The organism is Idiomarina sp. D18, assembly GCF_057748155.1.
Genome location: NZ_CM173240.1, coordinates 255,071 through 277,475 on the forward strand (window position 1 = coordinate 255,071; position 22,405 = coordinate 277,475).

Annotated in this window: 21 protein-coding genes; 20 read left to right on the forward strand and 1 reads right to left on the reverse strand. The window is 44.7% G+C overall.

The genetic code is table 11. The features are described from left to right. Positions 1-11: 11 nt before the first annotated feature. The 5 genes from AC3AP5_RS01145 to AC3AP5_RS01165 are packed head-to-tail and all read left to right on the forward strand — an operon-like array spanning position 12 to position 3,762. Entirely contained in the window at positions 12-755 is a 744-nt protein-coding gene (locus tag AC3AP5_RS01145) for a copper resistance protein B (protein ID WP_006956249.1), read from the forward strand. A gap of 27 nt (positions 756-782) precedes the next feature. Continuing rightward, complete coding sequence (locus AC3AP5_RS01150) at positions 783-1,133, forward strand: copper resistance CopC family protein (protein WP_006956248.1); 351 nt, start codon at positions 783-785, stop codon at positions 1,131-1,133. Continuing rightward, the gene (locus AC3AP5_RS01155; RefSeq protein ID WP_227016391.1) at positions 1,130-1,978 is read left to right on the forward strand and encodes a copper resistance D family protein; all 849 of its coding nucleotides are present in this window, start codon (positions 1,130-1,132) and stop codon (positions 1,976-1,978) included. Before AC3AP5_RS01150 ends, AC3AP5_RS01155 begins: the two co-directional genes overlap by 4 nt. Positions 1,979-1,995: 17 nt before the next feature. After that, a complete protein-coding gene (locus AC3AP5_RS01160; protein ID WP_006956244.1) occupies positions 1,996-2,430 on the forward strand; it encodes a YybH family protein in 435 nt (144 codons plus the stop codon). 21 nt (positions 2,431-2,451) lie between these two features. Further along, positions 2,452-3,762 (forward strand): APC family permease, encoded by a 1,311-nt coding sequence (locus AC3AP5_RS01165; RefSeq protein ID WP_006956242.1) that lies wholly within the window; start codon positions 2,452-2,454, stop codon positions 3,760-3,762. A 26-nt stretch (positions 3,763-3,788) separates the two neighbouring features. Here the strand turns inward: AC3AP5_RS01165 and AC3AP5_RS01170 are convergent, their stop codons facing one another. Next, a complete protein-coding gene (locus AC3AP5_RS01170; protein ID WP_006956240.1) occupies positions 3,789-4,535 on the reverse strand; it encodes a MauE/DoxX family redox-associated membrane protein in 747 nt (248 codons plus the stop codon). A gap of 388 nt (positions 4,536-4,923) precedes the next feature. Here AC3AP5_RS01170 and AC3AP5_RS01175 point away from each other — a divergent pair, with 388 nt between their 5' ends. The 15 genes from AC3AP5_RS01175 to AC3AP5_RS01245 all read left to right on the forward strand — a co-directional run bounded on the left by AC3AP5_RS01175 (position 4,924) and on the right by AC3AP5_RS01245 (position 22,335). Continuing rightward, entirely contained in the window at positions 4,924-7,629 is a 2,706-nt protein-coding gene (locus tag AC3AP5_RS01175; RefSeq protein WP_006956238.1) for a TonB-dependent receptor, read from the forward strand. Between the two features lie 65 nt (positions 7,630-7,694). After that, positions 7,695-8,426 carry a membrane protein gene (locus AC3AP5_RS01180; RefSeq protein ID WP_006956236.1) on the forward strand — a complete coding sequence of 244 codons (732 nt, stop codon included), beginning with the start codon at positions 7,695-7,697 and terminating at the stop codon, positions 8,424-8,426. Continuing rightward, positions 8,423-10,069, forward strand: coding sequence for a PepSY domain-containing protein (locus AC3AP5_RS01185; protein WP_040488074.1), 1,647 nt, complete (start codon positions 8,423-8,425; stop codon positions 10,067-10,069). The genes AC3AP5_RS01180 and AC3AP5_RS01185 overlap by 4 nt, the downstream gene beginning before the upstream one ends. A gap of 659 nt (positions 10,070-10,728) precedes the next feature. Further along, a complete protein-coding gene (locus AC3AP5_RS01190) occupies positions 10,729-12,018 on the forward strand; it encodes a TolC family protein (RefSeq protein WP_050750004.1) in 1,290 nt (429 codons plus the stop codon). A 1-nt stretch (position 12,019) separates the two neighbouring features. Beyond that, entirely contained in the window at positions 12,020-13,546 is a 1,527-nt protein-coding gene (locus AC3AP5_RS01195; protein WP_006956229.1) for an efflux RND transporter periplasmic adaptor subunit, read from the forward strand. Then, positions 13,539-16,664 carry an efflux RND transporter permease subunit gene (locus AC3AP5_RS01200; RefSeq protein ID WP_487326916.1) on the forward strand — a complete coding sequence of 1,042 codons (3,126 nt, stop codon included), beginning with the start codon at positions 13,539-13,541 and terminating at the stop codon, positions 16,662-16,664. Before AC3AP5_RS01195 ends, AC3AP5_RS01200 begins: the two co-directional genes overlap by 8 nt. Before the next feature lie 99 nt (positions 16,665-16,763). Further along, positions 16,764-17,132, forward strand: coding sequence for a hypothetical protein (locus AC3AP5_RS01205; protein ID WP_290615115.1), 369 nt, complete (start codon positions 16,764-16,766; stop codon positions 17,130-17,132). Between the two features lie 96 nt (positions 17,133-17,228). Beyond that, complete coding sequence (locus AC3AP5_RS01210) at positions 17,229-17,567, forward strand: P-II family nitrogen regulator (RefSeq protein ID WP_006956222.1); 339 nt, start codon at positions 17,229-17,231, stop codon at positions 17,565-17,567. A gap of 57 nt (positions 17,568-17,624) precedes the next feature. Then, a complete protein-coding gene (locus AC3AP5_RS01215) occupies positions 17,625-17,996 on the forward strand; it encodes a cation transporter (protein WP_487326917.1) in 372 nt (123 codons plus the stop codon). A gap of 27 nt (positions 17,997-18,023) precedes the next feature. Then, positions 18,024-18,482, forward strand: a complete 459-nt coding sequence (locus AC3AP5_RS01220) for an ATPase (protein ID WP_126785270.1) — start codon at positions 18,024-18,026, stop codon at positions 18,480-18,482. Positions 18,483-18,561: 79 nt separating this feature from the next. Next, a complete protein-coding gene (locus tag AC3AP5_RS01225) occupies positions 18,562-20,823 on the forward strand; it encodes a heavy metal translocating P-type ATPase (RefSeq protein ID WP_487326918.1) in 2,262 nt (753 codons plus the stop codon). A 37-nt stretch (positions 20,824-20,860) separates the two neighbouring features. Continuing rightward, on the forward strand, positions 20,861-21,214 hold the full coding sequence (locus tag AC3AP5_RS01230; RefSeq protein WP_006956216.1) for a cupredoxin domain-containing protein: 354 nt from the start codon (positions 20,861-20,863) through the stop codon (positions 21,212-21,214). Positions 21,215-21,428: 214 nt separating this feature from the next. After that, entirely contained in the window at positions 21,429-21,869 is a 441-nt protein-coding gene (locus tag AC3AP5_RS01235) for an EMC3/TMCO1 family protein (protein ID WP_034818226.1), read from the forward strand. 34 nt (positions 21,870-21,903) lie between these two features. Next, positions 21,904-22,149, forward strand: a complete 246-nt coding sequence (locus AC3AP5_RS01240; RefSeq protein ID WP_050750003.1) for a DUF5676 family membrane protein — start codon at positions 21,904-21,906, stop codon at positions 22,147-22,149. Between the two features lie 45 nt (positions 22,150-22,194). Continuing rightward, on the forward strand, positions 22,195-22,335 hold the full coding sequence (locus AC3AP5_RS01245) for a cupredoxin domain-containing protein (protein WP_278043239.1): 141 nt from the start codon (positions 22,195-22,197) through the stop codon (positions 22,333-22,335). The last annotated feature ends 70 nt before the right edge of the window (positions 22,336-22,405 follow it).

Below are 22,405 nucleotides of genomic sequence, written 5' to 3' on the forward strand. Positions count from 1 at the left end.
GGAGGACTATTATGTACGGTAAATCATTATTAGTGGGTGCGGCGTTGTTGCCAGGTTTAGCAGTCGCCGGACATGCGAAAGAGGACTGGCCTGAACCCGTCAAAGAATATTACACCGGGCAAGTACTGTTCGATCGGTTGGAGTTAACGCGAACCAACGAGGAAGAGAACCTAGCCGTCTGGGACATGATTGCTTGGTATGGCGGTGACTATCACCGAGCTGTTTTCAAGAGTGAAGGGGAGAATGTTCAAGACGACGGTGAGCCCACTGACTTAGAAAGTGCCGAACTGCTGTATGGGTATCTGGTGTCTCCGTATTGGTCGTTTCAGGCCGGTATCGGTACGCGAGGCAGCTTATCGTCGGATGCCTCGATGGAAAACTATGCGGTCTTAAGTTTTATGGGTTTGGCGCCGTACTGGTTTGAAATGGATAATTCTTTGATGATGAACGAAGAAGGCGATGTCCAATTTGTTAGCGAAACCGAGTACGAGTGGCAGTTAACACAAACCTCGTACTTACAACCTCGCATTGAGTTAACAGCCAACCTGACAGACTCAGACAAATATGAACGGCAAAGTGGCTTGAGCAACTTGCGCGTGGGGTTGCGATATCGCCATGAAATAAGTCGTGAATTTGCCCCTTACATTGGTGTGTATTGGAACGGGGCGTTAGGAAATACGGCAGATGAAATGAAACGAATGGGTGAAGACACCACAGAAACAGGCGTGGTCCTTGGGGCCAGAGTTTGGTTTTAATTGATAATAAAACAAAGAGGAAACAACATGAAAAACGTACTTAAATTAGCCTTCGGTACCGCGTTATTTTTTAGTGCATGGGCCAGCGCTCACGTCGGCCTAACATCCAGTAGCCCGGAGGACGGTGCTACTTTGTCCGAGTCACCTACGGAAATTACGATGAATTTTTCCGGTGATGTTCGTCTGGCTAAAATTATGCTGCACTCAGATGACGGTAAAATGCATCCGCTGGACTTTTCGATGAGCATGACTCCCAAAGCAGCGTACGAAATTGCTGTTAAAAACAATTTGGCGTCAGGTGGTTATACGGTTTATTGGACGGCAATGGGTGGGGACAGTCATAAAATATCGGGTGATTTTAGCTTTGAGGTGAAATGATGACCCTTTGGAGTGTGGCCAGCGTTTTAACGTTGGCCTTTATATTCTGGCTTAACGCGGTGATGACTGCCTCGCCTTATATCGTTTATTTGTCCGGTTTAAAAAAGCAGTCTGAACGAAAGAATAGCCTTGTTGCGTTGCTTCTATTACTGGCAAGCCTTCTGTATTTTTTTCTGAAAGTCGGTAGTTTTGCTGCTGAAGGCTTTGCCGGCATGATTGACACGACCTACATGCAGTTTATATGGACCGGCCCTGTTGGGTTGTTCATCCAACTTCAGATAGCGGTTGCTATTGCTTGGATTGTTTACTCCGTTGTTAAGCTAAAACGTATAAAGTGGGTGCTATATGTTGTCGCCATTGGACTCATGGGATGGAGCTTTTTAAGTATTGGTCACGGCAGTGACGCCGTCTGGTGGGGAAAGCTAGCGCTTTTAACACACTTGTTAGTCGCTTGGGTTTGGTTCGGCAGTCTTAACTCATTGCGAAAGCTGGCAACGTCGGTACCGCTTGCTAAAGCGAAAGCCATTATGGAGCGTTTTGGTGTGCATATGTCTGCAGCGGTTCCAATACTCCTTATTGCGGGCTTGGTTATGTATCGTAGTGCAACAGGGCGATGGATGCCAGAGCTGCCGCTTACGTCGTATGACACGGTACTACTAGCGAAACTTGTGTTTGTGGCGCTGATTCTCCTTGTTGCCGCATTGCATAAATTAAAGTTCGTACCGCAATTAAATGATAACGCGGCCGCCAAGCGACTCAAAAACTCCATAACGGCGGAAATGGTATTGGCTGTCACTATTTTTACCCTGGCCTCTGCGTTAAGCAGCGCGTTTTCCCCTAGTTAATGTAAGGAATAATAAGAATGAAATTATTCATGAGTGTTTTTATGGTTTCGGTGCTGTTTATTTCAGCGCCTAGTAGTGCCGAGGAAGTATCTGAACCGACAGTTGTGCTTGATAGGTTTCGAACGGCTTTGACTGAAGGTGACACGGAAGTCGTTAAAGATGTGCTTTCCAATGATGTGTTTATCTTTGAAGGTGGTGGTGTTGAACGATCCTTGGCCGAGTACAGTGCTCATCACCTTAAGTCAGATATTAAGTTTAGCCAGGCGGTTCCTTCACAGTTGCTTGAAAGGACAGTACAAGAAGCCGATGGCCTTGCTGTGATCACTTCTCGGTATAGCGTTTCCGGGGAGTATAACGGGCGTGAGGTTGATTTAACGATGAATGAAACCGTAACCGTATCAAATACGACTGAGTCTGGCTGGAAAATTATCCGGATCCATTGGTCCAACTGAGTTCAATCACAGGAGCTGATTATGGCAGAACACGATCATGAACACGGACATCAGGATTATCAGAAAAGCAGCCTGAGTCTTTGGGGGGCGGTGTCGCTGGGGACTGGTGTGATGATTGGCGCTGGTATTTTTGCACTGACCGGACAAGTTGCTCAGCTGGCAAGAGAGTGGTTTGTCCTGGCGTTTGTGTGCGGCGGTATCATTGCCGGTTTCAGCGCCTATTCGTATGTGAAACTGGCCAAAGCATACCCGTCAGCGGGGGGCATTGCGATGTTCCTCAGTAAAGCCTATGGGAAAGGAAGTGTGACGGCAATATTCGCACTCTTGATGTACTTTTCTATGGTGATTAATGAAAGTTTAGTCGCTCGGACATTTGCGTCCTATACCAGCCAATTAATTTCTTTTGAAGCGCAGTGGCTTGTCCCGTTGTTGGCGGTTGGTTTGCTGGTCTTTGCGTTTTTTATCAATATTTTGAGTAATCAGTTTATTCAAACGTTCTCGTTTTTTATGGCCTTTGTTAAGGCTTTAGGATTGGTGATTTTAGCGGCTGGTGGTTTGTGGGCCTCAGGCATTCAGTTTGAATCGATATCGGCTATTCCAGAAGAAGCTACCGGCGGCGGTATTTTAGCGGGGATTGCTTTAAGCATACTTGCGTACAAAGGGTTTACAACAATAACCAATAGTGGCGGTGAAATTGTTGAGCCCAAGAAAAATGTCGGGCGTGCCATTATTATTTCGTTGATTATCTGCGCGTTAATATATGTTCTGGTCACTCTGGCGGTTGGCTCGAGCCTGTCCATAGATGAGATTGTGAAAGCGAAAGATTATGCGCTTGCTGAAGCTGCCAGACCCGTCTATGGCGAGACTGGACTTTGGGTAACGGTCGCTTTTGCAATTGTCGCAACGGTATCCGGTGTGATCGCGAGCGCGTTTGCCGTCTCGAGAATGTTGGCTATGTTGACCAATATGAAACTTGTGCCACACAGTCATTTTGGGATGCCAGGTTCCATTCAGAAGCACACACTGGTTTACACTATCGTGATGGCTATGGTCTTAGCTGCTTTTTTCGATTTGAGCCGAATCGCTTCGCTTGGTGCTATTTTTTATATCGTTATGGACATTGCGATCCACTGGGGGGTATTGAGACATCTTAGACAAAAAGTGAATGCCAATATTTACATACTTGTCAGCGCAATCACGCTAGATGTCATCGTTTTAGCCGCTTTTATATGGGTGAAATGGACAAGCGATCCGCAGGTTATTTGGGCGTCTCTTATCGGTATGGCATTGATTGCCGCTGGTGAGATTTTGTTTTTACGTAAAAAGCGTTAAGAAAAAGAGCGCATAGCGCTCCTTTTCTAGTTCATTGTAAAAAACATCCAGATAGCCATAGCGACCATCATGAGGTTTTCAGTGAGCGAAATGAAGCCTAACGGCACATTACTTGAGCCACCGACACAGGCACATTTTAGCTCACGTTTGTCGACATAAACGGCTTTAAAAACGGAGACAGAACCCACGATGCCTATGAATAACGCAATAGGGATGGAAATGACATGAGCAAATTCCGCTGCCATTAACAGACCCGCCAAGCCTTCGGCGTAGGGGTAAACACGGCCATAAGGCACCCATTTTTTGGCGAGAAGATCGTAGTTGAGAAACATGGTAGAGAATTTCTCTACGTCCTGGAGTTTGAGCAAGGCCAGAACCACCATCGAGAAACTGATGAACCACTCGATGGTTTGTCCGGTAAATGCGCGACCAAAAGACAACCACGACGTGGCTACGGAGAGGAGCGCTGTCATAATAAATAATGCAATAACGGGTCGGTAACTGGTTGCGTCAGGGTCAGGAAGAGGTTTTCCAAGAAAGGCTCGAACCTCTTCGTACCCACCGATGCGTTCATCACCAATAAACACTTGTGGAGTGGTATCGACGTTGTGTTTTTCCTTGAATATGTCGGTTTCCTCGCGGCTTTCCAGTAGGTTGTCGTCCACATCGTAACCGTTGGCTTTAAGTAAGTGCCGGGTTTTTAAACCGAAAGGGCATTGGTGGTCAGGTGTCGACATTCTGTAAAGCGTGGCTTTTTTAATTGATTGACTCATAGCCAAGTTCCTTACGTAAAACTTATGTATTCATGTACGCATTATAGTCGGCAAAAGATTAAAAGCATCAATAATCAGAAGAGGGTAAAAATTCATTAAAAATGAAAAATTATTTTTATTTTGAAAAAAGTGGACAACTTTTTTTATAGCTTTTCTAGTCATCTTGAAGAGCTTATTTTAAAAGATTATTGATACATGAGGATAACTCTAAGTTGAATATACAACTGCTATAGGCTTTGCTGTTAAAGGTTTTTTTATACAACTTTAATCGTTTTTAGCTTGACTAAAATTCTGAGGTTTCTATTCTGAGAGTTGTATAAACAACTTAGATAGCAGTACGAAGTCTAATCGGAAAGTAAAATAATTATAATCTAATCGAGGTGACAAAATGCAAAAGTTACTTAAGTCTGCTGTCGCTATAGGTGTATCTGCGGCACTTTTTAATACAACAACAGTTTGGGCACAGTCAGGATCTGATAATACTCAAGCCGAAGACGTTGAGAAAATCACGGTGACTGGTTCGCGAATTCAGCGAATAGAAGCAGAAAGTGCTGCTCCTGTTCAGGTTTTCACGGCGGAAGATATAGAAGTATCGGGAATGACCTCGGTAGAAATGATTTTACAGAGAATGTCAGCCTCTGCTGGTTTTGCTGGCAGCCAGAGTAATGCCTACTGGACAGGTAACGGCTATGGCACCGCTCAAGTTAATTTGCGTGGGCTGGGCATTAACCGAACGCTTGTACTGCTGAATGGCCGTCGTGTTGTTAACGGCGGTACTGGCGCAAACAGCTCTGTTGACTTAAATATGATACCGGTTGAAATGATCCAGCGCATCGAGGTTCTTAAAGATGGCGCTTCAGCGATTTACGGTGCGGACGCCGTTGCGGGCGTGGTGAATATTATCACCCGTAAAAGTTACGATGGCTTTACTATCGAAGGGCGCTTAGGCTCGACAGATGATGGTGAGGGTCAAGATCGCAAAGTTAATATGATATTTGGCGCCAGCAATGATAAAGGTCGCGTAATGGCGACATTAGGCTATCGTTCTTCAGACGAAGTTAATATGGCTGATCAAGCGGGTTGTGCTTTGGGTGAATTAACGCCAGGCCAACTGGATTGCTTTGGAAGTTCAAGTACCATTGGGGGTAGGGCAACCATATTGACGGGTCCAAATGCTGGTGATCGTATTAATTTCAGTCAAGATGCTGATGGTAACGGTGATTTTTATGAGCCCTACAGCGCTGAGGAACATAACTTTGCATTTTTTCCTTATTTAAATTCGGTTAACCCAATTACAAACTGGAATTTCTCTGCTTTCGGGGATTATCAACTGTCTTCGGATGCGGCGGTTTTTGCTGAAGTTTTATACAACAACCGAACCTCCGATCAATTAGCAACGCCGGGAACATTAAGAGGTATTGAGTTTGATGCCAGCCACCCAACAAACCCAACGGGCGAAACAATTCGACTTGAAGGTCGTCGCTTATTAGAAGGTGGACCAAGAACGTTCTTTCAAGATGTTAATACGTTCAGAACGGTCGTCGGCATGAATGGTGTTATTGGCTCAGGTTGGAACTGGGAAGTTGCTTATAACTATGGCCGTAATACAGCCATTGACGGTATGACCAATATCGTCAATATGCAGCGTCTATCTGCGGGCCTAGACCCTAATACATGCGGCTCCAATGGCATTCCCTGTATCGACTTGTTGGGTTATGGGGATCTGTCTCAAGAGGCATTGGATTACATCATGTTTCGCACGACTGATAATGGGGGGAATGAACAACGTTCATTGACCGCAAACATTTCAGGCGACTTATTTGAAATGCCTGCTGGATGGGTGCCAGTCGCTTTTGGTGTTGAACATCGTAAAGAGAAAGGTTGGCGAAACCCGGATTCATCAATTGTTGCTGGCATTATGAATACCAATCAGGCGGACCCGATAGAAGGGAGCTATACAGTTGATGAAGTTTACGCTGAGACTTCTTTACCGTTGCTGGCGGACTTACCACTGATTCAGTCGTTGAATTTAGATTTAGCGTATCGTTACAGTGATTATGACACCTTTGGTAGTGATGGAAATTATAAAGCGAGCGTTCACTGGCGTGTATCGGATGCTTTGAAAGTGCGGGCGACTCAGTCAACTGCTTTTCGTATTCCAAACATACCTGAACTCTTCGGTGGTGTTGCTGAAGGAAATCTGACAACAACGGACCCGTGTGACGGATGGGATCAAGCCGGCGCTAACCCAACTGTGGCGGCAAACTGTCAAGCAGACGGCGTTCCTGCAGGGTATGAACAATTTGGTGCAACAGTGCTTACCACTGTTGGTGGGAACCCAGATTTAAAACCGGAAGACGCAGATACTTTCACTGCTGGTTTCGTATGGGATATCGGCTCGGCGGACAATTTACAATTGACGGTTGATTACTACGATATTGATATTGAGAATGCTATCCAAAGAATTCCCGGTTCAACGAAGCTGTCTGTCTGCTATAACTCAGAAAATCTATCGCACCCATTTTGCAGTCCGGAGCATTTCACGAGAGATTCTTTAACTGGCGATATTAACTTTTTGTCTGCTCAACCCACCAATGCCGCAACTGAAAATGTGTCGGGTATTGATACGGCTTTGTTTTATAACACCGAGCTGCTGGGTTGGAAAAGTGACTTCAGTTGGAATGTCAGTTACCTAAATGAGTATACATTTGCGCCTTTCGTTGGTGCGGATGAAATTGAGTATGCCGGATATATTACTGGCGGTAGAGGGAGTTATACGCATTGGCGTTCAAACGCTTCGGGAACCTTTATGAAACAGGACTGGCGTGTACATTACTCCGTCCAGTACATTGGACCTGCCGATGACATTAATGCTGCTCCGGGAGATATTGGAGCCCGAGCACCCAGTGTTTTCTATCATAACGTGCAGGGAACTTATTTCGTAAATTCAAAACTGAGCGTGACTGGCGGTGTTAATAACCTTTTTGACAAAGAACCGCCTTATATTCAAAGTTGGACGGACGCCAATACTGACACTATGACATATGACTTGTTAGGCCGTCAGTTATATCTGAAGGTACGTTACAGCTTTTAAAGACTAGACTGGCTGTCGCTTTTCCCTGGGAGCGGCAGCTTTTTTTATTAAATTTGAGGTAGGGTATGACTCAAAAGAAACGCTCCAGTAGCTGGCGAGTTTGGCATCGTTGGCTATCTTTGATTTTTGGCCTGCAAATGGTTATTTGGACAATCAGTGGCGCTTACATGGTGTTCTTCGATTTGGATTATATTCATGGTGATCACTTAGTTCAGGATATAAGCCAGCCAATACCGAAAGGTGTTGAAATATCAAGCTTAAATGACCTGTTGAGCCGCTATCCAGAAACACGAAAAACGTCGTTAAAAAGCGTATGGCTGAATCAGAAGTTACAGCCGGTGTATAAAATAGAGAGTAACGAGGGAGCGTTTTTAGTTAATGCGGAGTCGCTGCAGCGTATTGATATAACCGAACAACACATTAAAGAGTTAGCGAATCAATATTACACGAAGGATCCCGACGCTATTGAATCGGTCGTTTACATGACTGATAACCCACCAACAGAAGTGAGTGGTGCTTTGTTACCGATTTGGCAGGTAAATTATGACGATTTCGGTAATACCAGTCTGTATTTATCTGAAACGACCGGGGAGCTTTTGGTAAAGCGACATACGTTTTGGCGGGGGTTTGATATCGCCTGGATGTTACACATAATGGACTACGACGAGCGTGTGGATATCGAGACCTGGTGGTTAAAGGGCTTTATTATCGGTACGTTTATTTTAATGATAACGGGCACTGTCCTGCTTTTTTATACGATTACGTTTAAGAGAAAATCGACTGGGGGTGCTCAATGATAAGGTTTATGCAATGGCTTCATCGTTGGGTGAGTTTGGTTTTAGTGATTCAAGTCGCTTTGTGGCTAGTGAGTGGGTTATTTTTTAGCTTAACCGGACATCACGGAATGTCAGGCCACCAATATATGGTCTCAAAAAACTCTGAACCCCCACTTAAAAAAATAGCGCCTCAAATCGATGTTACTGAAATGCATCAACGATTCCCCTTAGCTCACTCCATTGAACTGGTCAGTGTTGCCGGGGTAGGTCAGTATCAGGTGTCTCTGCCAGATGGACGTTTGCTTTACTTCAACGCAGATACCGGTGAACGGTGGTCTACGGACCAAGCTTTGGCGACTCAGCTAGCGCTGAATAGCTACAATGGACCGGGCCAGGTTGAAAGGGTTGAAAGAGTCAAGGGAAGCGATGAAGTGAATGGCTGGAATGCCTCAGGATTCCGCATTGATATCGAGGATGATCTTAATACTCGGATATACATCGATGAAGCCTCATCTCAGGTAGTGGAGCATCGCAATACACCATGGACAATAGCTGACTGGGCATTTCGTCTGCATTTTATGGATTACACTGGTGGCCGAAGCTTTAATCATTTATTGATTTGGAGTGCCGGGTTATTCGCTCTTTGGTTTTCGTTATCGGGCTTAATTCTCTTAGGCCGAAATATTACTAACGGTGACTTTAATCCGAACCGTAAGAGAACGTGGCTAGAATATTTTCAGCAGAAAGGGCAACCAATTGCGAGTAGTTGTGGCGGTGGCGGTACTTGTGGATTATGTAAAGTGACACTACAAGGCAACAGCATACCGAGTCCGACAGCCGCTGAAAAAGCGTTATTGAGCGCTACTGAATTAGAAGCGGGGACGCGCTTATCGTGTCAGCACAGAACATCACCCGACTATGACGTTAAGCTGCATAATGCCGGAGTCGATGATATTGCTTTAACACTTGATTCAAAGCGGCAACTCACTCCATCCATTATGGAGCTTACTTTTGTAAGTTCAGATCCCGTTAGTTATGAAGCCGGGCAATTTATGCAGTTCCGTATTCCACATATAAACGAAATATTGTCACGGCATTACTCGGTTGCTACGCGGCCTCACCCGACTCAGTTTGTATTTAACATAAGGCAGCTGCCATCGCCAAGTGAAGGGATTCCCCCGGGTATCGGCTCAAACTACCTATGTAATCTGGAGGCTGGTGCGCGTGTCGATGCTGTAGGACCATTTGGTGACTTTCAGCTGACGAAACAAAATAGTCACACGCAAGTCTTTATTGGAGGCGGCGCAGGTGTTGCACCGTTAAGAGCGTTAATACAAAGTGAATTAGCAGCAGATTCTCCTCGTCGTTGCATATTCTTTTACGGTGCTCGATATGAAAAGGAACTCTGTTATAGAAACGAGTTTGAAAGAGAAGAGCGGTTAACTTATATACCTGTTCTTTCTGAGAGCGCCAAGTCGGATGACTGGACTGGACCAACTGGTTTTGTGCACGAAACCGCAATGAAGTGGTTGGCCGGCAAAAACAAAGAAACATTAGATATTTACGTGTGTGGTCCTCCGCCGATGCTAGAAGCAACGTTAAAGTCTCTTGCTGACTTTGGTGTTCCGCGAGAACGCATAAAGTTCGATGACTTTGGTATTTAGACTTTAAAATCGCCTAAGTTAGTCGTAAATCTGGGTGGTGATATAGTAGTCGTATCGCCACCTGGATTGACTACCTCGCTATGAGTATCTCTTTTAATTGATTGATCCTTATCAGCAAAAGATATACAATTCAAGCATGTTTTTACAGCAGAACTTCGCATGTATCGTTTAATCATTGCTCTATTGCTATTGGCAGTAACAACAATGTCATTTTCACAAACTATCAGTACGGAAGAGGCCTGTATGCACGATTCTACTGAGCAGGTTTGTGATCTTGCTGATTGCGAAGTGTCGCACTCTCTTACCGATAATTGTTGCTCTGATTCAATGATGCGACATTGTTACAGCCCGTCGATTACTGTCGTTTATTCTGAGCAATCGACGGTTCCGCCTATTGAGAAGCTGGTTTTTAACGCTTCCTCATTCTTAGATACGAATATTAAAGAAAAGCACTCTCTCTCGCTATTTCGGCCCCCAATCTACTCTTAAAAAGTACTAAATTTCTCGCTCCTGGCGCGTTTATCGTCCAGGTAAAAGCACAGCTATAAGCTTTGGTTCGGTCATTGTCGTTACGACGTCGTTCGTCGTCCTCGTTACGGTCCGACTCATAACTTGGTCTGTGTTTAATTTAAAAATTCACAGTTTTTGAGAGTAACAATATGAAACTTTTAAGAAGAATGGCTTATTTAAGTGTTCTGACTGTAGTGGTGCCAAATGTCGTTAATGCACAAGAGCCGCTTTTGAATTTGCAAGAAGCAGTGAGTATCGCTGTACAAGAAGATCCTTGGTTAACGGCAAGTAAGCAAACCCAAGAAGCATTCGCGAGTGAAGCAATAGCCTCTTCCAGTTTGCCTGACCCTCAAATATCGCTCACGGCTGCCAGTTTCCCGGTTGACAGTTTTAGTTCAAGACAGGAAGGAATGACCCAGTTAGTCGTCGGTGTTTCACAAGCATTTCCCAGAGGAGACACATTATCGTTGTCTCGTAAGCAGAAAAACCAATTAGCTCAAAAACAACCGTTTTTGAGAGCGGATCGTATTGCAAAGGTCAAAACAACGGTCACGAAGTTGTGGTTAGATGTTTTTTTCTTTCAGCAAAGTATTCGCTTGATTGAATCGGATAGAGCGCTTTTTGAACAGTTAGTGTCGACCGCCAAGGCAAGTTATACCAGTACCGAGGGAAAAGCACGGCAGCAAGATGTTATTAGAGCCCAACTTGAGCTTACACGCCTGGATGATAGGTTGACGTCACTGCGACAAAAAGAGGAGCAACTTCAAAGCGAATTGTCGGAATGGATAGGTGTTATAGCGAAATCAACGTTACCGGATGACCTTCCGAGTCTTACGCTGAAGAAGACATTGCTATCACCTTCGACAATACCGAATCAAGCCTTGTACGAATTGATAAAAGAACACCCGGTTTTGCAAGCGACCGATCAAGACATTTTGGCGTCGGAGACGTCTGTCGAGCTCGCTCAGCAAGGTTATAAACCGCAATGGTCAGCCAATCTGAAATATGGCCATAGAAACGACGATCCAAGCGGCAATGACCGTGCCGACTTGCTGTCAGTCGGGGTTACGTTCGATGTCCCTTTATTTACTGATAACAAACAGGATAAGCAGGTACGCTCAGCAAAGTTTAAAACGGAAGCAAAAAAAACTGAGAAGTTATTGGTTGCCAGGCAGTTAATAGCCAATTTACGCAGTACGTTTTTACAACTGAACCGTTTGAATGAACGTGCTGCCCTATATCACGAAGAGCTACTTCCACAAATGTCCGCCCAGTCTGAAGCCGCATTGACTGCCTACAACAATGATGATGGCGACTTTGCCGAGGCGGTACGGTCACAGATTGCGGAAATCGACGCAAAAATTGATGCATTAGCAATCGCCATCAACCGCCAAAAATTGATTGCCGAAGCAAACTACTTATTACTTTCAGGAGTGTAAAATGAAAACAGTCACCAAATCTCTTATAAGTTTAGCTGTAGGCTTTGCAGTTGGCGCTGGCACTATTGGCTATGTAATGCAATCGACTGAAGTGTCTGATCGTTCATCGGGCAATGCAGAAAAAGAGCCGTTATATTGGGTGGCTCCGATGGATCCCAATTATCGTCGAGACAAACCAGGAAAGTCTCCAATGGGGATGGACCTTATTCCTTACTATGGCGATGATGCAGAAGAGAGTTCACCTGGTACGGTGAGAATTGATCCCGACGTTATTAATAACCTTGGGGTTACAACTGCAACCGTCACGTCCTCGAGACTCAACCTAGATATCGAAACAGTTGGCTATGTTCAGTTTGATGAGGACCGAGTATTAACAGTAAGTCCTCGTGTTGAAGGCTGGATTGAGAAGCTTTTCGTAAAAGCGGTTGGTAACTCGGTTAAAGCCGGCGAGCCTTTATACAGTATTTACTCTCCTGAAATGGTTAATGCGCAAGAGGAGCTTGTATTGGCCTCGCAAAGAGGTAATCAGGTGCTAATTGATGCCGCTGAAGAACGCTTAAGAGCTCTGCAAGTCTCTGAATCTGAGATTAAGAAGTTAAAAGAAACTCGTAAAATTCAGAAAACAATCACGGTAAAAGCAAAGCAGTCCGGGGTATTGGATAGACTGACTGTGCGTGAAGGTGCGTTTGTAACGCCGAGTATGAATTTAATGACCATTGCTCAACTGGATAAAATTTGGGTTATTGCAGAAGTCTTTGAGCGGCAATTGAACCAGGTTGAGGTAGGCAATGACGTTCAAATGAACCTTGAGTATGCTCCAGGTAAAGAGTGGCAAGGAAAGGTTGATTATGTCTATCCGTCACTTAACCCTAAAACTCGGACGGGACAAGTTCGAATTCACTTCGACAACCCGGATGGTTTTTTAAAACCGGGCATGTTTGCGAATCTTAACATTAAGGCTGGTTTAGGCGACAAAAACTTAATCATCCCTAAAGAAGCGCTTATCCGAATGGGTGATTCGAACCGAGTTGTCCTGGCACTGGGTGATGGGAAATTTAAATCAGTTAATGTTGACGTTGGGCGGTTAGGTAGCTCGCGAGTTGAGATTTTATCGGGTCTTATGGCAGGTGATGAAATTGTTACATCGGCTCAGTTCTTAATTGACTCTGAGTCCAGTAAGTCTTCCGACTTTAAACGTATGAACCACGACTCTAACACTGATAGCGAGAGCCACGACAGTATGTCAAGTGACGCAGCAGCTCAAGCTGTCTGGGTTGAAGCAACCGTTAAAAATGTTATGCCTCAGCACTCGATGGTTACGCTGGAGCACGGTGAGATTTCTGAATGGGACTGGCCTGCAATGACGATGGACTTCGATGTTGCTTCGGATGTTGAACTTTCTCAGCTTAGCACGGGGTTATCCTTGCATGCGGAAATAACGCAAGTCGGGAAGCAACAGTACCAGCTCACATCGATTCATATTCCTGAGCAAAAACAAGTGACAGAGCAGGAGCATAACCATGATTAAGTCAATCATTCGATGGTCAGTGAGTAACCGTTTTTTCGTTCTTTTGGCGACATTAATCCTCGTGGGTGTTGGTGCTTTTGCGGTCAAGAATACGCCCGTAGACGCACTGCCGGACTTGTCGGATGTCCAGGTGATCATTAAAACCAGCTATCCGGGTCAAGCGCCGCAGGTGGTAGAAGATCAAGTAACCTATCCATTAACAACCGCTATGCTGTCTGTCCCCGGCGCTAAAACCGTTCGTGGATATTCGTTTTTCGGCGACTCCTATGTGTATGTCATTTTTGACGAAGATACAGACGCTTACTGGGCGCGTTCGCGAGTACTGGAATACTTGTCTCAGGTTGCTCCGACACTGCCTTCTAATGCAAGACCGCAATTAGGCCCTGATGCAACAGGGGTTGGTTGGGTGTATTTGTATGCCTTGGTTGATCGCACGGGTAACCACAATTTGAGTGAGTTACGCAGTATGCAGGATTGGTTTTTAAAGTATGAACTGCAAACGGTCGAGGGGGTTTCAGAAGTTGCCGCCCTGGGCGGGATGGTAAAGCAGTACCAGGTGAAAGTGGATCCGGAGAAGCTGCGCGCATTCGATATTCCTCTTGCTCACATACAAAATGCTATCCAGCGAGGCAATCAGGAAGTGGGGGCGTCGGTGGTTGAAATGGCGGAAGCTGAGTATATGGTCCGGGCCTCAGGCTATATTGATAGTGTGTCAGACTTAGAGAGTATCCCGCTTGGCGTTGATGAAAATGGCACGCCATTATTGCTTAAAGACGTTGCTGATGTGGGTGTGGGCCCCCAAATGAGACGCGGTATCGCCGAACTCAACGGTGAGGGAGAAGCCGTGGGTGGTATTGTGGTAATGCGTTTCGGAGAAAATGCCCAAAAAACGATTGATGGCGTTAAACAAAAGTTGGAAGAATTAAAGTCTGGGCTACCAGAAGGTGTCGATATAGTCACTGTCTATGATCGTTCGGGGCTTATCTCGGATGCCGTGGAAAGTCTCTGGAAAAGTTTAATAGAAGAACTCGCTATTGTCGCGTTTATCTGTGTGATATTTCTCTTCCATGTCCGCTCCTCGCTGGTTGCCGTTATCAGCTTGCCTTTGGGTATTTTAACCGCGTTTATTGTCATGTATTGGCAAGGAATTAACGCGAATATTATGTCACTTGGAGGGATCGCAATCGCTATTGGCGCTATGCTCGATGGTGCCATCGTCATGATTGAAAATATGCATAAGCATATGGAAAAAACGCCACTGACAGCAGAGAACCGCTGGCGGGTGGTTGCCGCCTCTGCTTCAGAGGTGGGCCCTGCTCTTTTCTTTAGCTTGCTCATTATTACCGTCAGCTTTATGCCGGTATTTACCTTAGAAGCCCAGGAAGGGCGGATGTTTTCTCCGCTTGCTTTCACGAAAACTTACGCAATGGCAGCCAGTGCAGCCTTAGCGGTTACCGTTATCCCCGTGTTGATGGGATATTTTATCAGAGGAAAGGTAACACCTGAGGGGAAAAACCCGCTTAACCGGTTATTGATCGCCGGGTATAAACCGCTTTTAAAAGGCATTTTGAAATACCCCAAGACAGCAGTTGTCGGAGCGCTTGTTATCCTGGCCGTTGGTGTCTGGCCGATTGACAAAATTGGTAGTGAATTTATTCCAGATTTGGATGAGGGCGATTTGATGTATATGCCCACTACCTATCCCGGATTATCAATTGGTAAAGCAAGGGAGCTGTTGCAGCAAACCGACAAGCTCATAAAAACGGTACCGGAAGTGAAGACGGTTTTTGGCAAAATTGGTCGAGCGGATACCGCCACTGATCCGGCACCCCTAACGATGATTGAAACCTTTATTCAACTGAAACCGAAAGATCAGTGGAGAGACGGTATGACCACTGAGAAGTTGAAAAAAGAACTGGATGCGCTTGTAAAGTTTCCGGGGCTGACCAATGCGTGGGTTTACCCCATTAAAACTCGCATTGATATGCTATCGACAGGTATCAAAACGCCGGTAGGTATAAAAGTTGCCGGAGCCGATCTTAATGAAATTCAGACGATAGGGCAGCAGCTTGAAGCAATACTTGATGATGTCGATGGTACGGCTTCTGTTTATTCAGAGCGAGTGGCAGGTGGACGCTATGTCAAAGTTGACATAGAAAGAGAGCAGGCTGCACGTTATGGCTTGAACATTGAGGATGTGCAGCAGGTCGTTGCCACGGCTATTGGTGGAATGAATGTTTCAGAGACCATTGAAGGGCTTGAACGTTACCCAATAAACTTGCGCTACCCTCAAGATTACCGTGATTCGCCGGAAGAATTAAAGAAGCTACCTTTAGTTACGCCAAACGGGCAGCGTATTAGTTTGGCGGATGTGGCTGATGTCTACGTTGAACTTGGACCGCCGGCAATTAAAAGCGAAAACGCAAGACTTAATGGCTGGACTTTTGTCGACATTGAGGGAGTTGATGTCGGCACTTATGTTGAAAAAGCAATGAAGGTTGTAGAACAAGAACTCGAGTTGCCAGCAGGGTATTCAGTTACCTGGTCCGGGCAGTACGAATATATGGAAAGGGCAAAGGAAAAACTGACTTACGTGATTCCGTTAACGCTCGCGATTATTATCGTTCTTTTGTACATGAATTTTCGAAATGCTACGGAAATCGCTATCATATTGGGAACCTTACCCCTTGCGTTGGTCGGTTCAATTTGGCTGATGTATCTTTTAGATTATAACTTCTCAGTTGCTGTAGCGGTTGGCTTTATAGCACTAGCGGGGGTTACCGTAGAAATAGGGATATTAATGCTGACTTACCTAAACCAGTCCTATAATGAATATGAAAAAAGTCAGTTAGAGCATGGTAAAGCATTAACGAAAGACGGTCTCTCTCTTGCCGTAATGGAAGGGGCTGGACTTCGTGTTCGCCCCGTCATGATGACGGCCGTTTCTACAATTGCTGGTTTATTGCCTATAATGTTTAGTACAGGGACTGGGGCTGAGGTGGTTAGTAGAATAGCGGCGCCAATGGTTGGAGGAATGATCAGCGCTGTTATCTTAACCTTGCTCGTATTACCTGCTGTTTACTACTTGTGGCGAAAGAAAGACGTTAAGGTTAGATGATACCTTACTCTGTGAATATCACCTGCACACCTTTGATCTCGATCAATGATGTGCAGGGGGTAGTATGCTAATTTATAGTATGGCAATAGGAGCGCACATATGTTTCAAGCAAAATTTTTAGTTGTGCTTATGTTAGGAATAGTGATACAGCTATCCTTCCCAGCCGCTCCTGCTTATAACAATGCTTCCAATGTACAGCACGAAAAAAGTGTTAGCCATATGGATGTTAGCAACGAAAGCAAAGATAACTTTCATTGCGATGAAAGTGAGCAATCTATCATTGACGACTGTTATTGCTGCGTAGCTGATAAATGCTCTATGGATGAAGAGTGTAACTCTGCGAACTCACCTCTAGTATTTATTCAATTCGACACCTCGATAAACTCTCCTAGCAACTTGCCACATCCCTTGTCTTATAAAGGTGATGTGAAGCAAATACTCTTCGATATTTACTACCCTCCGAAATAGCACTACTAAATTACAACTCTAGATTTTCTCGAAATTTAAGTAACTAGGCTAAACACAGTCCATAAGCTATATGCTTTAGGGCTTTTAGGGGGGGATATGAACCTATCTAAAATTACCGCTATTTTTGATCAACTTCGACAAGACTCAGTGGAAGAGGCTCTCATCGGCCGTGGCGTTAGCGGCTTTACGCTGTTTCCTGTGCGAGGACGGGGTTACTACTTCGATAGCTATAACGATGATCACTTAGTTGATCACGTACAGCTTGAAGTTTATGTGAACAGTGATGATGCGCGTGATGTTGCCCTCTTGGTAGTTGAAGCGGCCCATACTGGGGTATCTAACGAGGGATTAGTTTCTATCTCGCCAATCGATGAATTGTTCTGGGTTCACGATAAACGAGCAGCCACTAATAAAGAGCTTTCGTTACAAAGTTAACACCGAGCAAATGTTGCCTGAAACGTATTGGTAGTTTTAATTAACAGGACAGTATTGATGTCAAATAACGATCATAGAGCCGGAGTGCGGGAAATTAACTTAGTCAATCGCACGTTAAAGCTAAACACTGAGAGTGTGAAAAAAGTTCGCGAAGCGATTAACGAAATCGATCGCTTGGTTGGTCTTGATAGCGTTGCCTACGACTCTGACCAGAACTTGTTATCGGTCGCTTATGATGCCTCTAAAGTCGATCTGACTATGATAGAGGAAAAGCTCGGAATATTTGGTGTTGAAATAAATAGTGGCTGGTGGACTCACTTGAAAGAGGAATACTACAAATTTATTGATCAAAATATTAAAGATAATGCAGAGCATACACTGTGGAGTTGCCACAGAAGCCCGCCACGTACCAAAAGCAAACGAAAGTAACGATTAATTATAGGTAAGGAGTAAAAAATGCAAATAGAAACAATCAAAGATGTGCTGAGTTGGACCGTTGATTTCCACAAAAACCTGAAGGAGTGTGTTACTCACTGCTCTAAACAAAACCAAGATGAACGAGCTCGGATGATTCTAAACTACGTGTCGGGTCATGAGGCTAGCTTAGAGCGAATGGTCGAAGGTTTTTTGAGTACAGCAAACCGAAATGCATTAGACACTTGGTGTTATGACTATATTGGGAAACATCCCATCGTTGAGCATGGACACTGTGATTCGCCTTTTAAAGAGTTAGATACTGATCACATTATGGAGAACATTGTAAACCATCATGAGCAAGTCATTGAGTTGTATGAACACCTATATTCCCGTGTTGATATAGACAGCGCAAAAGAGCTGTTAGAAACGGTAAAGAGCGTTGAAGAAAATGAAATAAAACGAATGGTGCAAACTGCGAATCGATTTTCGGATATGTAGTGAGTGACGGTTTTATCGTTGGTACTTTACGGGAAATAGCTGTTGCTTGGCTTTTTTCCCGTCAATAAGGAGCACTGGTATGGGTGTAAAAACTGAGGACGTTCGTAGTCGTTCCATTGAGGAACTCATTATCGAGGGAGCCGGTTGCGCGAGTTGTGTTGGCAAAATCGAAAATGCATTAAAGTCTGTATCCGGCGTGGAAAATGCAGAGATGAACTTTGCCCAGCGAACGGTCAGTGTGACTGGAACAGCAAATCCGAGCGCTTTAGTGAAAGCAGTAGAGAGGGCGGGGTATAGCGCTAAAGTAGCCACGTCCGAAAGTGACGGTGATGCGTTGGCAGAAAAAGAGCAAGCCGACTGGGCTTATTACAAGCGGCTGATGCGGGAGATGACCGTTGCGCTGTCGTTAGGTGTACCTCTCATGATTTATAGCCTTTTTGTTGGTGAAATGACGGTGACCACTGCCACAGAGCGTGTGACATGGTTAGTCGTAGGTATTCTAACGTTAGGTGTACTTTACTTTTCGGGCAAACACTTCTTCGTCGGTGCCTGGCAATCTTTGAAAAATCATTCCGCTAATATGGATACGCTGATCGCACTTGGTACTGGTACCGCCTGGTTGTATTCCATGGTGGTTGTATTGGTTCCGCACCTGGTTCCGGAAATGGCGCGTCACGTATACTTTGAAGCGACCGCAATGATTATCGGTTTGATCAATTTGGGGCTGGCACTTGAACTGAAAGCTCGTGGGCGCACGTCCGAAGCCATAAAACGTCTCATTGGTTTGCAGGCGAAAACCGCAAGGGTGATTCGTGACGATAAACAATTGGATATCGCTATCGAAGACGTACTCGAGGAGGACGTAGTACGTGTTCGTCCCGGAGAAAAAATCCCTGTTGATGGAAAAGTTATAGAGGGAAGTACCACCGTTGATGAATCTATGCTAACGGGTGAACCCATGCCCGTGGAAAAATCAGTTGGTGATGACGTTGTGGCGGGCACGATAAATAAAAGTGGTTCCTTTTTGTTTCAAGCGACAAGAGTCGGAAAAGATACAGCACTTGCTCAAATTATTAACATGGTGAAACGGGCGCAAAACTCTAAGCCCCCAATCGGTCGTCTTGCCGATATTATTTCAGCTTACTTTGTGCCAGTCGTTATGATTATCGCTGTTATCAGTGCTCTAGCTTGGCTTAACTTTGGGCCTGAGCCGGCACTGGCCTTTGCTGTGGTATCAGCGACCACTGTCTTGATTATTGCTTGCCCTTGCGCATTAGGCCTGGCGACGCCTATGTCGGTAATGGTGGGTGTAGGAAAAGCCGCAGAGGCAGGTGTGCTGATTCGCAATGGCGAAGCATTGCAAACTGCTTCGAAAGTGTCGGCTATGATCCTTGATAAAACGGGCACCATCACACTTGGCTCTCCCAAAGTAACCGATGTATTAGTAGCCAGTGAGTACGATGAGCAAACAGTACTGCAACTTGCAGCCACACTTGAGTCTGGCTCTGAACATCCGCTGGCACAGGCGATAGTTGAATCAGCTCGGGAAAGAGGAATTGAAACAACTAAAGTCTCAAACTTCAATGCGATTGCTGGCCATGGCGTGGAGGCTGAAGTAGACGGGAAGTCCCTCCTTTTTGGTAATGAAAAACTGTTACGTGAACGTCAAATTGAGCTCGGTAACTTTATTGAAAAAGCCCAAGAATTAGCAGCTGAAGCTAAGACACCAATGTACTTTGCTGTTAATAATGAATTGGCTGCAATTATCGCCGTTGCAGATCCCATAAAAGACGACTCTGTCGCTGCCATCAAGCGTTTGAAAGATAATGGTGTGCGGGTAGTGATGCTTACTGGTGATAATCGTGCGACTGCAAAAGCAGTTGCTGAAAAAGTGGGAGTTAAAGAGTTTTTTGCTGAAGTTCTGCCGGAAGAAAAGTCAAAAAAAGTTCAGGAACTTCAAATGGAAGGCGAAGTAGTTGGCATGACGGGGGATGGTATTAATGATGCGCCAGCGCTGGCTATTGCCAACGTGGGCTTTGCCATCGGTACGGGAACGGATGTAGCCATTGAAAGTGCTGACATTACTTTGATGCGGGGGTCGTTACATGGTCTAGCTGATGCAGTAGCTGTAAGTAAGGCTACTCTGCGCAATATCAAGCAGAATCTATTCGGTGCTTTTATTTACAACGTGGCAGGTATACCTTTTGCCGCAGGTGTACTGTACCCGTTTCTCGGCATTCTATTAAGCCCTGTCATTGCCGGTGCAGCCATGGCTTTTTCGTCACTCACGGTAGTGAGTAACGCTAATCGGTTGCGCTTTTTCAAAGCCAAGAAACATTAACGCACCTTCTAACACTGACGCATTCAGGAGAATAAACATGTTATTCATTAATATTGCTGGTATCACTTTGATCGCGCTGATCGTCTGGTGGTTTTGGCTTTACAAGCCCCAGCAGCTGAAGCTGGGAGAAGGTGATTTGGTGATTGCCGTCGAAAACGGTACCTACTCGCCTTCGAGAATAAAAATACCTGAAGGTAAACCGGTTGAACTTAAGTTCCTGCGGAAGGATCAATCGCCTTGTTCTGAAACTTTGCTCATTCCCAAGCTAGAAATAAGTGAAACGTTGCCTTCTAACAAATTAAAGCAAATTCAAATACCAGCGCTGGAACCCGGAGAGTACGACTTTCATTGCCAGATGCAAATGTATCGGGGAAAGCTAGTTGTCGGTTAAATGGCTTAAAACGTCCAGGTCACAATATGAGCTTTAAAAGTTTCCCGTTAGATTCGATGAAATTCAATTTCATCGAAGGCATTGAAGGATTCGGCAATAAATATCGCCGTTATATGAGGTCTACGTCAGCGTGGGCTCCAAGATTTAACGATAGTGAAACAAAGTAAAATTAATGAGACCAATACAATTTGGTCATAGTCAAGAGGGTAATAAAATGAAAAAAGTACTTTCAGCTTTAACTATCACAGCTTTAATGGCCTCTCCTGTCTTTGCTGATGCACAGCATAAACATGGTGATGATAAAACAGGTTCAATGAGTGGAATGATGCATCATGAAAAAATGACATCAATGAATGAGCACATGCAAGAAATGCGCGAAGCTATGGAAAAAATAAAAAGCGAATCCGATCCCAAGAAACGTAAAAAACTAATGGAAGAACACATGAAGTCAATGCAGAAGGGAATGCAAATGATGAACCATGGGATGGATAAAGGCATGAACAAAGGAGAACATAAAAAGGGAGACAAAGCAGAGCAAATGGGCAAAGAGAATATGATGAATAAAATGAAAATGATGGAGCATAGAATGGATATGATGCAAATGATGATGGAGCAGATGATGGAACATCAGAGTGAAGAAAAAAAGGAAATGTAGTAGAGATTAAGCTCTCCGTTGGAAATGCCGCTACTTGCAGTGTGCAAGTAGCGGTACTTTCGCAGTTTTATGGGGAGTTTGTAGCTTGCTAGTGCTTATTATGCCCTCTAGCATGATGGCTTTAACAGAAGGCATGGTTCACGGAAAACTCTCTGGTTTCGAGTGGCATTTGAGTTTTAGTGGATTTGTTACGGGATTATTCGGGTGGTCCTTGGGAGCTATGATTACTGGCTGGCTAATTGTAACGTTATATAATAAACAAATGAAAACGGCTAAATGAGATTGTTGTCAAACTGGAAGCCTTTAAATCTGTTGCTCTGAAACTTTGCTTATTCCTGATCTGGGGATCAGCTATACTTTACCGACCAATAAGTTAAAGTTGATCGAATTGCCAGTATTAAAGACCGGAGAATACGATTTTCATTGTCAGATGCAAAGGTATCTAGGAAAACTTATTGTCAAATAAGTGAGACAAATAAGAGCTAATATGAATGAAAAAAAGTGCTTATAACAACTATTATCACTCCTGAACTGAG